A 12,648-nucleotide genomic window follows, 5' to 3' on the forward strand; every position below is an offset into this window, starting at 1 on the left:
TCGATTCCCGAAAGCGGTAACACAGCGCTCCCGGCACATTGGCGGGATTCGCATGCAATAACCATACCCTACGGTCCGGCAGCGAACGTATCGTCGCCGTTGCGTTCATATATAACGTTTCCCGGGCCGAGCCCCAGCGTGCGGGCAGTCGCGCGATCTGAGAAAATGTCGGTGCGTACGCATAGTGTAGCCCGACAGCCCCGACCAGAGTGGTACGCGCCCAGAGGCACTAGATGAACACGACTTCCAGTACTGCCGACGGTCTCTACGAGATGACCGGCGACGAGCCTCGACCACAGGAATCCGTGGCGCCACAGTCACGCTCGCTATCGCTCCGGGCCAAGGGGATCATCGCCTTCATCCTGATGGTGGCCTATTCGCTGCTGATCGGCGTATCGACCGAGACGCAGCGGGAGGGCCTCCTGCGCGTGGTCCAGGACCTCGAAACCGCCCACCGCACCGAGGCTCAACTCCTCGAGATCAACACGTCGATGGCGCGCACGCTGTTCTCCGTGAACATGTCCTTTTCGGACGAAGACCTCGCGTCTTCGGCGATCCGTTCGATGATCGAGGTCGAAGCAAGCCTGTCGCTGCTCGAGGCCATACAGGACCGCCATCCCACCGTTCTGATGCTCGCCGGCAAGCTGCACGCGCTGGTGCGCGATCTTGCGCAATCGCCGACGCTCACCACCCTGGGCGTCGCGCGCGCAACGCTGAACGAGTTGATCATCGAACTCGACGGCATCACAAAGGGCGCGCACGCCCACCGGCTGATGCTGCTGGACCAGTACCGGGAAAATTACGATCGAATTACACTCAGCAGTCTCGCGATGCTGGTGATCGGCCTGATCCTGCTGGGAGCCGTCACTGCCATATTCTTCAGCCGTCTGACATGGGACATCCGCAAACTCGAGGCACACGCACACGGCATCGTGAATGGAAGCCGGGACGCGCCCTTGCCCGTCACGCGCAATGACGAACTGGGAACGCTCATGCACGCGGTCAATCGCCTGCAACAGGACCTGCGCGAGCGCGAACGCCACATCGAACGGGCACGCCTCGAGCAGTTCCATCGCGAGAAGATGGTGGCGGTGGGATCGCTCGCCGCGCAGCTCGCCCACGAAATCAACAATCCCATCGCGGCAATTACCGGCGTTGCAAGCGCGATGAGCCAGGTGCAGCAGATCCGGCAATGCCCCAACCACGGGGAAACCTGCCACCCCGGACTGATTCTCGAACAGGCGAAGCGCATTTCGGCGATCACACGCCAGATTGCCGATTTCACGCGCCCGCAGGCGCTGCGTCCGGAGTTGCTCAACCTGAATGAACTGGTCAGCAATACCTGCGCATTCGTCAGCTACGACCGGCGTTTCCGCCGTATCGCCATGACGACGGAACTCGACGGCGAGATGCCGGCCATACGGGCGATAGGCGATCACCTGACGCAGGTGCTGATGAACCTTCTGTTCAATGCGGCGGACGCGCTTGAGGAGATGCCTGCGGACCATCCCGCACAGATTCTCGTGCGCACGCAGGCATCTGAAACCGAAGCGCTGATCGAGATCGCGGACAACGGCGCCGGCATCGACGCCGTCACGCTGGGCAAGGTGTTCGACGAGTATTTCACGACCAAGCCGGCCGGCAAGGGAACCGGCCTCGGACTCGCACTCAGCCGCGAACTGATCGAAGACTCGGGCGGTTCGCTGACCCTCGAATCCGAGCCGGGCAAGGGCGCAACGGCGCGCATACGCCTGCCCCTGCGTGCGCCCGAACGGGTAACCTGACAACTGGCTGGCATCCACACTACAAGGGAATTCGATGCACATACTGGTCATCGACGACGAGCGCGCGGTCCGGGAAATCCTCGCCGACGCCTGCCGGCAGGCGGGCTACTCGGTGGACGAGGCGCGCAACTGCACTGAGGCCGCATCGAAACTGGTGCGCGGCGACGTCGACCTCGCACTCTGCGACATCAAGATGCCGGACGGCAACGGGGTCGATCTGATGCGATCGATCAAGGAGTCCGGCGTCGAGACCAACTTCATCATGGTCACGGCGTTCGCATCGATGGAATCGGCCGTCGAGGCCTTGCGTCTGGGCGCGTCCGATTACGTCACCAAACCCTTCAACGTCGAGGAGATGCTGCACCGGGTGCAGCAGATCGCGGCGCTGCGCGGATTGCGCGAGGAGAACCGCGTCCTGCGCAAGTTCGCCAAGGCCGATTCCGACAAATTCCGCTTCACATCGCCTTCGATGGCTGCGGTGGAACGTCTGGCAGGCAAGGTTGCCCCCACCGACAGCACCGTGCTGATCACCGGCGAATCGGGAACCGGCAAAGGCGTCCTTGCCCGCCTGATCCACGAACAGAGCCGGCGCAGCGAACACCTGTTCCTGCCGGTCAACTGCAGCGCGATTCCCGAGACGCTCATGGAGGCCGAATTCTTCGGCCACACCAAGGGCGCATTCACGGGCGCCGACAAGGCCCGCAAGGGGCTGTTCCTGCAAGCCGATTTGGGCACCCTCTTTCTCGATGAAGTCGGCGAACTGCCGATGCTGATGCAGACCAAGCTGCTGCACGCCATCGAGGAAAAGGAAATCCGCGCCGTCGGCAGCGAGCAGTCGCGACGCGTCGACTGCCGGATCATCGCCGCCACCAACCGCGACCTCAGCCAGATGGTCAAGGAAGGCACCTTCCGGGAAGACCTGTTCTTCCGGCTCAGCATGTTCCACATCCACATCCCGCCACTGCGCGAGCGCAAGGAAGACATCCGCAGCCTCATCCGCTTCATCCTCGACCGGGCGCGCGACCAGCGCGACGCCGCCACCTGCATGACTGTGTCGGAAGATGTCGAGCGGCTTCTAGTCGGTTACCCCTGGCCGGGAAACGTGCGCCAGATGGAAAACGTGATCAACCGCGCATGCATCCTCGCCGAGGACAACTGCATCACCCTGGACGATCTTCCTCCCGAAATCGCCCGCACCGGCACACGCCCACCCGTTCATGGCACATCGATTGCTAGCCAGCGGAGCTTGCGCGACCAATTGCGCGAGTTCGAGGCTGGCGTGATCTACCGGATGCTGGACGAAACGAGTGGCGACAGGCGCACCGCGGCGCAGAAGCTGGGTATCGGCCTGTCGAGCCTGTACCGGAAGCTGGAGGAATTCGAAGCGTTCGGGATCCACAGGAGCGACTCCGGCAATCCCCATCCCTCACGCGACTCCAACTTCGAACAAGGAACCTAGAATGAAGCTTCCCGGAACTGAGAAGATCGTTCCCGCTTTCAGCCACGTGCTTCTCGCCCTGGCCCTGGCCGCCGTGGTGCCCGCGGCCCTGGCTGACGCGGAGGCCGACTATCAGAAGGGGCGCGCATCGTATCGCGTCAATGACGTCGCCGGTGCGATGGATCCGCTCAAGAAGGCCGCCGACGCGGGCCACGCCGCCGCACAGGCGCTGTACGGCTCCATTCTCGACAGCGCCGAACTCGACGACGAAGCCGCGCAATATCTCCAGAAGGCCGCCGAACAGGGCAACCTGGATGGCGAATACGGGCTGGCGAAGATGTACTTCACCGGCGAAGCCAAGGCCTCCAATCCGTCCGATGCCGGTCGGCTGATGCGCGCAGCCGCGGCAAAGGGACACAACCTCGCGATCATCACGATGGCGCTCGCCTTCGTCCACAACGACAAGCGCCTCGACGCGGACAATTCCGAAACGCCGGAAGCGGGCGCGATGCTGCTCAAGGCGGCCGAACTCGGCGAGGTGGACGCAATCAAGGCGGTCGCGCAGGGCTACCGGACGGGCAAGTACGGACTCGCGACCGACACGGCCAAGGCGGAACAATGGGAAACGCGGCTCGCGGGCATCCTCGGCACGAACAAGAAGGGTGCGCGCAAATGAAAGCGATCGGTGGACTGACAGCGCTCCTCGTCGCGGCACTTGCCGCGCCAGGAGCCGCGCTCGCGGCGAACGTCGTCGAAGGACAACGCATCTACAACCAGCACTGCATCGGCTGCCACGGCCCGGGCGGCAACAGCGCGATCCCGAACGCACCGAAGTTTGCACGCGGCGAGAGACTGATGCAGCCCGACATGATATTGCTCGCGAGCATCAAGGCCGGAAAAATGACGATGCCATCATTCAACGGCATTCTTAGGGATCAAGAAATCCTCGACGTAATCGCCTATCTACGGACACTTCAACGATGACCCTGAACCCGCAGCACGCACGGCGCGCCCTGACGGCGGCCGCACTGGCCCTTACCTGCATGACCGGCGCCGCCACCGCCCAGACCCCGTCGCCCGATTACCGGGTCCGCGAGACCTTCAATGTCGGCGACAGCGTGTATGTCAGGGCACTGACGATCGAACCCGGCACCAACACGATCTGGGTGGGAACATCGACCGGCGTGCATGAGATCGACCTCAACACGCGCAAGCCGCGCAACACCTTCACCCGCGCGGACGGTCTGGCGAACGAATACGTGTTCGCGGTGGGCATCGATACGCAGGGCTACAAGTGGTTCGGCACCAATGCGGGCGGCGCCTCGCGCTACAAGGACGGCAAGTGGAAGACCTACTTCCCGATGCACGGCCTCGCCGACTACTGGATCTACTCCTACGCCAACGACAAGGACGGCAACCTGTGGATCGGCACCTGGGCGGGGGTCAATCACTTCAACGTCAAGACCGGCGAATTCAAGAAGTACGTCAAGGAACTCATCAACGAGTGGGTGTACGGCCTCGACGTCGACGCCAAGGGGCGCGTCTGGTTCGCCACCGAGGGCGGCGTGTCGATGTTCGACGGCAAGGAATGGAAGTCCTGGACGCACAAGGACGGGCTGGGGGCGCCCAACGTCGACCAGTTGCCGGCCTCCAGCAACACCGGCCTCGGCACGCGCTCGCGCCATGACCTGACGACGATGGAACACGGGCAGCCGACCTACAACCCGAACTACTCCTTCGCCATGCACATCGACCCGCAAGGCACGGCATGGGTCGGCACCTGGGGGGGCGGAGTCGCCCGGTTCGACGGCAAGACCTGGAAGAACTACAACAGCAAGGACGGGCTCGTCGGCAACATCGTGTACTCGATCGCCCAGGACAAGCAGGGCGTCCTGTGGTTCGGCACCGACAAGGGCGTATCGCGCTTCGACGGCAAGACGTGGCGCTCCTACACGACCAAGGAAGGCCTGCTCGATTCCCACGTCTACACGATCGCAGCCGCCGCCAACGGCGACGTCTGGGTGGGCACGCGCCGCGGCGTTGCGGTCATCGGCAAATAAGGAACTGTCACCGTCGGCTGGGCCAACCTGACCCTGAACGGTCCTGGCCCGGCAGCCGGCAACCGGAACTTAAACTGGAGTTTTTCGCATGAGTTACAAAGTTGCAGCCGTAGCCTCCATCGTCGGCGTCGTCGCGATTGCCGGCGCCTACACGCTTGGCCAACAACAGGGCAAAACCCCCGCACCTGCGGCCGTCGCCAGCGCTCCGGCCGGCACCATGCCCGCAGCGGGCGGGCAGGAAATCCGTGAAGGCAAGGTCGGTGTCGACCCGAACGAAAAATTCACCCACTTCCGCGTCGGCAACAAGAACGTCAAGAAGATCTACGTCGACGACGGGAACGTCTGGGTCGCTACCTCGGGTGGTGTGATCCGCTACAACACGCGCACCGACGAGTACAAGATGTACGACAACCAGAACGGCCTGCTGTCGAACGGCATGTTCTACGTCGGCCGCATCCAGGGCAAGATCACCGTCGGCACCTACGGCGGGGGCATGTCCATGCTCGACGAAAAGACCGGCACGTGGGAGACCTACAACATTCCGGAAGGCCTCGGCGACGCGTTCGTCTATGACGTGGTCGAGACCCGTTCGGGCGACATCTGGATCGCGACCTGGTCGGGCGTCAATCGCGTGCGCGGTGGCAAGCTGAAGGACCCCTCCGCCTGGGAACTGCATACGGTCGAGAGCACTGGCGGCGGCCTGCCGAACGACTGGGTGTACGGTCTGGCCGAAGGCAAGAACGACGACATGTGGCTGGCAACGGAAGGGGGCATGGCACACTTTGCCGACGGCAAGTGGGAGAACTGGAACCACTCGCGCGGCATCGGCGCCGATTACGACAAGGTGAAGCAGGATATCGCCTACAAGAGCGATCCGGCCAAGGAATCCCTGCACCACGCCCAGCAGAAGCGCGAAATGGGCCTTGAAGGGATCGACCAGGCTTACAACCCGAACTACATCATTTCGCTCGTCGTTGACCAGGACGGCTCGGTCTGGTCGGGCACCTGGGGCGGCGGCCTCGCCCACTACAAGGACGGGAAGTGGACCAACTACACCACGGTCGAAGGTCTGCCCGGCAACCACGTGTTCATGTTGCATCGTGACCAGCAGAACCGCCTCTGGATCGGCACGAACAACGGCTTGGCGATGAAGGACGGCGAACAGTTCCGCATCATGAAGTCGGCGGATGGACTCTTCGGCGACACCGTGTTCTCGATGACCACGACGAAGGACGGTGATCTGTGGGTCGGCAGCTACGGTGGCGTCTCGCACATCCGTCCGAACACCTGAGCCGACGAGACCTGCGCAGCACCCTGCAAGGCCGTCCCACGCAAGTGGGGCGGCCTTTTCCTTTGCGGGTCCGCCCCATCCGTGTGTGCGTCGCACATCCTGCGGTGTGCGAGCACCACGCGACTTCGCGCCACGGCTCTTGGGCTTCGGCGTATGGCCCGCGCAGCGGGCGAGGCAGGATTTCGGCGGGGCGGCGACCAATCAGCGGCGCATCATGCGGGTCGAGACGTGGAACCCGAAGGCGAAGCGCGGGCCCCAAATGAACGAAGGGGCGCGCTGCCGAAGCACCGCGCCCCTTCGCCGATATCGGCGTCTGCCTGTTACTTGCGCACGCGGTCGATAACGATGCTCACACCCTCGGCATCGGGCGCTGCGAGCACCGCCTGGCTCTCGAGGTCGCCCGCGCTCGCCGTTGCACTGCCGCCTTTCGACAGCCGTGCGCCGATCGCGATCTGTGCCGGCAGAGGCCCCTGCGACATCCGCTGGGCGCTGGCGAAGTCGAAATCGACCGGGAGTTCGCCGGCGCGGATGCGCAGGGCGGCGATTGGCATGCCGCCCTGCGCCGGGCGCGCGAAGACGAATATCGTATCGTCGGCACCGGCCTTGCTCGCAAGTTCCGGTGCGAGGCTGAGCCGCCCGCGCAGGGTCAGTGCAGTGCTCGCGGCGCCACCCTGCTCTGCTGCGCCCCCACCACCCGCCATCCCGGCCGCCTGCGGCCCCGCAGGCGGGCTCAGCAGCGGCAGGCCGCCCTTGGTGCGCGCCTCGTTGATGCTGGCCAGAATCGACGGATAGGGTTCGACGCCGGGCTGCAGGCTGGCGAGGATCTTCTCCCACTGGGCCGACGCCTGGGCGTAGTCACCCCGCCGGAAGGCCGACGTGCCCGACAGGGCGAGCGCCTTGACGTGGTTCGGGTCGAGCGCAAGAGCCCGCACGATCAGCCGATCGGGATCACCTTCGAACTTGCGCCCCGCCGCACCCGCAAGCAGGTCGGCCCAGTCGGCCAGAATGTCGGCCTGCTCCGGTATCTGTGCACCAATCTTCTGCCAGGTCGCGACGGCGCCCTGGAAGTTCTGCATGACGGCATACGAACGGCCGAGCATCATCCAGCCCTGGACGTTGTCCGGTTCGCGCTCGAGACGCTCTGCGAGCTGGGCCACCATGGCCTGCATTTGCTCGGGCGTGATCTGGTGGCCGGCTTCGGGCGCGGGCTTCAGGTTCTCGGGATCGAGTCCCGCCGGGGTGCCGAGCAGCATGTAAACGGTGACCGCGAGTACCGGCACGGCGAACACGACGCCCAACGCCCATCCGCGTGCCGGCGCACCGTCAACGCCGGCCTCCGCCGTCCCCCCTTCGGCCAGCGCACGCTGTTCGACTTCGTCGCGCGACCGCTGGTAATCCGCTTCGGCGATGCGTCCGGCGGCCCGCTCGGCGTCGAGTTCCGCGAGTTGTTCGCGCAACACGACCAGCACCGTACGCGCCTGCTCCTGCCGCGCCGCGTGTTCGCGCGCCTTCGCTCCGGCGCCCAGCATGGGCGGGATGACGAGCAGCAGGGCACCGGCCACCAGCATGGTGGCCAGAATCAGGAAAACAGTCACAAGCGGGACTCCCGGGAAGGTTTGGCGGTGCCGTCAAGCAGTGCTGCGGCACGGGCATGTTCTTCCGCACTCAGGGCGTGCGGAGTTTCGCGGACGCGGCTACGCAGGCGCCACGCAAGCCACCCTGCGCCTGCCACGAGCAGAAGCCCCGGCCCGAGCCACAGCAACAGCGTGGTGCCCTTGAACGGCGGCAGATAGAGGACGAAATCGCCGTAACGCGCGACCAGATAGTCGACGACGGCTGCTTCGTCCTTCCCTGCCTGAAACTGCTCCCGCACCTGGTTGCGCAGGTCAACGGCCAGCGGTGCATTGGATTCGGCGATCGACTGGTTCTGGCACACGAGGCAACGCAGGTCGTGCGACAGGCGCATGACACGTTCCTCGAGAACCGGATCGTCGGTCACCGGTGCGGCTTCGCCGGCATGTCCCGCAACGGGGAGCAGCAGGGCAGCAACAAGCGCCAGGCGGCGCATCAGGTCAGCTCGCACGTTGCAACTCCGCGATCTTCGGCAGCAGCACGTCGCGCAGCGACTCCGGGGTGATGGGGCCGATGTGCTTGTATCGGATCACGCCCTGCTGGTCGATCAGGAAGGTCTCGGGGACGCCGTACACGCCGTAGTCGATGCCGACGCGCCCGTCGAGGTCGACCGCCGACGCCATGTACGGGTCGCCACCGTGCTCGACGAGCCACTGCCGCGCACGTTGACGTGCGGTGGCCAGTTCGGTCGCGGGGTCGACAGCCTTGGCGTCGAGGGCACCGTCGCCGCGCACTTCCTTGTAGTTGAGCCCGACGATCGGCACCGGGCTGTTGCGGGCCAGTTGCACCAGAACCGGATGCTCATAACGGCACGACACGCACCACGACGCCCAGACGTTGAGGAGCCAGACGCGCCCCTTCATGTCCTCGGGCGAAATGGTCTTGTCCTCGGCCTGCAGTTGCGGCACCCGGAATGCAGGCGCCGCCTTGCCGATGAGCGGCGACGGCACTTCGCGCGGATTGAGCTTGAGCCCGTATCCGAGGAAGCCCGCCAGCGCGAGGAAAATGAAGAGGGGAATCAGGAACTTCGCTTTCATGGAACCTCTCATGCGGCCTGGCGCGCCCCCGCGGGGGCCTCGCGCTCGGCCAGACGACGGTAACGGCGGTCGGATGCGGCAAAGATGCCGCCGAGCGCCATCAACGCACACCCGAACCAGATCCAGCTGATGAACGGGCGGTAGAACAGACCGACGACCCATGCTCCGTCGTCGAGCTGGTCGCCGATATTCACATACACGTCGCGGAAAAGACCGATGTCGATCGCGGCTTCGGTCATCGGCATGCCCTGCGCCTGGTAGAAGCGCTTCTCGGGGCTCAGCGTGGCGACCTTGGCCGCGCCGCGCGTCACGTCGATCGTCGCGCGCGCCGCCGCGTAGTTCGGCCCCGAGACCTCCTTCGCACCGCGGAAGGTGAAGGTGTAGCCGGCCAGCTGCGCCGTGTCGCCCGGCAGCATCTTGACCTGCATCTGCGTGTTGAGACTGCCGACCAAGGCAACGCCGATGATGAAGACGCCGATCCCGAGGTGGGCGAACCACATGCCCCACCACGCGGACGGAATGCTGCGCAGGCGTGCGCCGGCACCGGCGCCGCGGCGGTCGGCAATGCGCTGCCACAGGATCTGGACGCTGCCGATGATGACCCACGCCGCGAGCGAAAGCCCCAGCACGGTCCGCCAGCTCACGTGCCCCAGTGCGAAGGCCGTGCCGGCACCGATCACGAGGCTGCCGACAATGCCCGGCGCAACCTTGCGCAGGACGCTGTTGCCGTCGTCACCCTTCCAACGGATGAAGGGGCCGATCATCATCAGCACGACCACCGGGGTCATCAGCGGGACGAAGACGGTCTCGAAGTACGGAGGTCCGACCGAAATCTTGCCGAGGTTCAGCGCATCGATGAAGAGCGGATAGAGCGTGCCGAGCAGCACGGAGCCGCTGGCGACCGACAGCAGCACGTTGTTGGCGAGCAGCGAGGATTCACGCGAGATCAGCCCGAAGCTGCCGCCGCCCGCCAGCGTCGGCGCGCGCCACGCGAACAGCGCGAGCGAGACGCCGATCACGAGCACGAGCAGCGCGAGCACGAACAGGCCGCGCGCCGGGTCGGTGGCGAAGGCATGCACCGAGGTCAGGACGCCGGAGCGGACGAGGAAGGTGCCCATCAGCGAGAGCGAGAACGCGGCGATCGCGAGGAGCACGGTCCAGCTGCGGAACGCGCCGCGCTTCTCGGTGACCGCGAGCGAGTGCATCAGCGCGGTGCCGACCAGCCAGGGCATGAAGGAGGCGTTCTCGACCGGATCCCAGAACCACCAGCCGCCCCAGCCGAGCTCGTAATAGGCCCAGCCCGAACCGATGGCGATGCCGGCGGTGAGGAAGATCCACGCGACGGTGGTCCACGGCCGCGACCAGCGCGCCCAGGCAGCGTCCATGCGGCCGGACAGCAGCGCGGCGATCGCGAACGCGAACGCGACGGAGAAGCCGACATAGCCCATGTACAGCAGCGGCGGATGGATGATCATCCCCGGGTCCTGCAGCAGCGGGTTGAGGTCGCGACCTTCGGGGGCACCGGGCAGGATGCGGTCGAAGGGGTTGGAGGTGACCAGCAGGAACAGCAGGAAGCCGGTGCTGACGAGCCCCAGCACGCCCAGCACGCGCGCCATGAAGATCTCGGGCAGGTTGCGGCTGAACACGGTGACGGCGACGGTCCACAGCGCAAGCGACATGGCCCACAGCAGCAGCGAGCCTTCGTGGTTGCCCCACACGCCGGTGATCTTGTAGATCAGCGGGGTGGCGGAGTGCGAGTTGCTCGCGGCGAGCTGCAGCGAGAAGTCGCTGTTGATGAAGGACCACGTCAGGCAGCCGAACGCGAAGGCGATGAACAGGAACTGGCCCTGCGCGGCCGTGCGGCCGACCGACATCAGCGCCAGGCGGTTGCGGCTCGCGCCGATGAGCGGCACCACCCCCTGCACGAGGGCGAGAATCAGCGCGAGGATCAGCGAAAAATGACCAAGTTCGGGAATCATTGCTTCACCGTCTGCTCGGTCTTGTGCGCTTGGTCGACCGCGTGCTGCGCTTCAGGCGGCATGTAGTTCTCGTCGTGCTTGGCGAGCACTTCCGAGGCCGTGAACTGCCCGTCGGGGCCCAGTTTGCCCTGCACGACCGCGCCCTTGCCCTCGCTGAAGAGGTCGGGCAGCGAACCCTTGTAGGTGACGGGAATGGTCTTCGCGGTGTCGGTGATCGCGAACTGCACCGTCAGGCCGTCGGCCGCACGCTTGATCGAGCCCTGCTCGACCAGACCGCCGATGCGGAAGGTACGGCCGTTCGGGGCCTTGCCGGCGGCCACTTCGGTGGGGGTATGGAAGAACACGAGGTTCTCCTGGAAGGCGGACAGCACGAGCGCCACCGCCCCGACCAACAGTGCAACGGCACCGCCGAGCAGCATCAGCCGTTTGCTACGGGGTTTCATTCAACGATCTCCTCAAAAGCACGACGCCCGCCCACACCGGCCACATTGGCCCGGCGCAGGCGCAACAGGCGTCGCACGGTATCCCTACGACGACGCACGACGAGGATCAGTTCCCCGACGACGAGCAGCAGCGTCAAGCCGTAACTGCCCCATACGAAAAAGGCAAAACCGCCCATGTCCCAGAAGGCGCTCCAGGATTCCCACTGCATCAGACCTTGCCCTCCTGCGCGTTCAGTTCGGCGATGACCCAATCGGTGTGGCGCTCGCGTTCCAGGATGAGGGAACGCACGCGCCACAGCGTGACCGCGATGGTGTAGGCCCACGCGGCGAGCGCCATGACCAGCATGCCGGTCAGCATCGTCGTCGCCATCGAGGGCGCCTTGTTGAGGCTGACGGATGCGCCCTGGTGCAGGGTGTTCCACCACTTCACCGAGAAATAGATGATGGGCACGTTCACGGCGCCGACGAGGGCGATGATCGCGCCGGCCTTGTCGGCACGACGGGGATCCTCGATCGCACGCGTGAGCGCCATGAATCCCAAATACAGGAAAAGGAGCAACAACTGGGAAGTCAGGCGCGCGTCCCACACCCAGTAGGCCCCCCACGTCGGCTTGCCCCACAGCGCGCCGGTCCATAGCGCGACGAAGCAGAACATCGCGCCGGTGGGCGCGAGCGCCTGCGACATGATGAAGGACAGGCGGGTGTTCATGACCAGGCCGACGAAGGACCAGAAGGCCATCACCAGATACACGAACATGGACATCCACGCCGCGGCGACGTGGATGTAGATGACGCGATAGACCTCGCCCTGGACGGCGTCGGTCGGCGCGACGAAGAAGCCGAGCCACATGCCGATCGCCGCGAGGATCGCCGCGACGCCTGCGAACCAGGGAGCCAGCTTGCCCGCCAGCGGGTAGAACATCTGGGGCGCGGCAAAGCGGAAGAGGCTCTTGCTGCGTTCAGGCTTTTGCATGTCTTTCATTT

The 12,648-nt window shown here is 65.2% G+C and carries 13 protein-coding genes; 6 read left to right on the plus strand and 7 right to left on the minus strand.

Annotated elements, in window-relative coordinates; translation table 11 throughout:
- Window positions 1-233 precede the first annotated feature (233 nt).
- From GPA22_RS13265 to GPA22_RS13290, 6 genes are all read left to right on the plus strand, one after another.
- A complete protein-coding gene (locus GPA22_RS13265; RefSeq protein WP_169256532.1) occupies window positions 234-1,784 on the plus strand; it encodes a sensor histidine kinase in 1,551 nt (516 codons plus the stop codon).
- A 34-nt stretch (window positions 1,785-1,818) separates the two neighbouring features.
- A complete protein-coding gene (locus tag GPA22_RS13270; RefSeq protein WP_169256533.1) occupies window positions 1,819-3,243 on the plus strand; it encodes a sigma-54-dependent transcriptional regulator in 1,425 nt (474 codons plus the stop codon).
- A 1-nt stretch (window position 3,244) separates the two neighbouring features.
- Window positions 3,245-3,898 carry a tetratricopeptide repeat protein gene (locus tag GPA22_RS13275; RefSeq protein ID WP_169256534.1) on the plus strand — a complete coding sequence of 218 codons (654 nt, stop codon included), beginning with the start codon at window positions 3,245-3,247 and terminating at the stop codon, window positions 3,896-3,898.
- A complete protein-coding gene (locus GPA22_RS13280) occupies window positions 3,895-4,206 on the plus strand; it encodes a c-type cytochrome (RefSeq protein ID WP_169256535.1) in 312 nt (103 codons plus the stop codon). The genes GPA22_RS13275 and GPA22_RS13280 overlap by 4 nt, the downstream gene beginning before the upstream one ends.
- Window positions 4,203-5,282, plus strand: a complete 1,080-nt coding sequence (locus GPA22_RS13285) for a ligand-binding sensor domain-containing protein (RefSeq protein WP_169256536.1) — start codon at window positions 4,203-4,205, stop codon at window positions 5,280-5,282. Before GPA22_RS13280 ends, GPA22_RS13285 begins: the two co-directional genes overlap by 4 nt.
- 88 nt (window positions 5,283-5,370) lie before the next feature.
- Window positions 5,371-6,573 (plus strand): ligand-binding sensor domain-containing protein, encoded by a 1,203-nt coding sequence (locus GPA22_RS13290; protein ID WP_169256537.1) that lies wholly within the window; start codon window positions 5,371-5,373, stop codon window positions 6,571-6,573.
- 320 nt (window positions 6,574-6,893) lie between these two features.
- Here the strand turns inward: GPA22_RS13290 and ccmI are convergent, their stop codons facing one another.
- From ccmI to ccmC, 7 genes are read right to left on the minus strand one after another with little or no spacing between them, the layout of a single operon-like run.
- On the minus strand, window positions 6,894-8,168 hold the full coding sequence (gene ccmI / locus GPA22_RS13295) for a c-type cytochrome biogenesis protein CcmI (protein ID WP_169256538.1): 1,275 nt from the start codon (window positions 8,166-8,168) through the stop codon (window positions 6,894-6,896).
- The gene (locus GPA22_RS13300) at window positions 8,165-8,641 is read right to left on the minus strand and encodes a cytochrome c-type biogenesis protein (protein ID WP_169256594.1); all 477 of its coding nucleotides are present in this window, start codon (window positions 8,639-8,641) and stop codon (window positions 8,165-8,167) included. Before GPA22_RS13300 ends, ccmI begins: the two co-directional genes overlap by 4 nt.
- 4 nt (window positions 8,642-8,645) lie before the next feature.
- Window positions 8,646-9,242 (minus strand): DsbE family thiol:disulfide interchange protein, encoded by a 597-nt coding sequence (locus GPA22_RS13305; protein ID WP_169256539.1) that lies wholly within the window; start codon window positions 9,240-9,242, stop codon window positions 8,646-8,648.
- A gap of 8 nt (window positions 9,243-9,250) precedes the next feature.
- Window positions 9,251-11,221, minus strand: a complete 1,971-nt coding sequence (locus GPA22_RS13310) for a heme lyase CcmF/NrfE family subunit (RefSeq protein ID WP_169256540.1) — start codon at window positions 11,219-11,221, stop codon at window positions 9,251-9,253.
- Window positions 11,218-11,664 (minus strand): cytochrome c maturation protein CcmE, encoded by a 447-nt coding sequence (gene ccmE, locus GPA22_RS13315; RefSeq protein WP_169256541.1) that lies wholly within the window; start codon window positions 11,662-11,664, stop codon window positions 11,218-11,220. The genes GPA22_RS13310 and ccmE overlap by 4 nt, the downstream gene beginning before the upstream one ends.
- On the minus strand, window positions 11,661-11,873 hold the full coding sequence (gene ccmD, locus GPA22_RS13320; protein ID WP_169256542.1) for a heme exporter protein CcmD: 213 nt from the start codon (window positions 11,871-11,873) through the stop codon (window positions 11,661-11,663). The genes ccmE and ccmD overlap by 4 nt, the downstream gene beginning before the upstream one ends.
- A complete protein-coding gene (gene ccmC / locus GPA22_RS13325) occupies window positions 11,873-12,637 on the minus strand; it encodes a heme ABC transporter permease CcmC (protein WP_169256543.1) in 765 nt (254 codons plus the stop codon). The genes ccmD and ccmC overlap by 1 nt, the downstream gene beginning before the upstream one ends.
- Window positions 12,638-12,648 lie beyond the last annotated feature (11 nt).

Origin of the sequence: Aromatoleum toluvorans (assembly GCF_012910905.1) — a bacterium.
Taxonomy (GTDB): domain Bacteria; phylum Pseudomonadota; class Gammaproteobacteria; order Burkholderiales; family Rhodocyclaceae; genus Aromatoleum; species Aromatoleum toluvorans.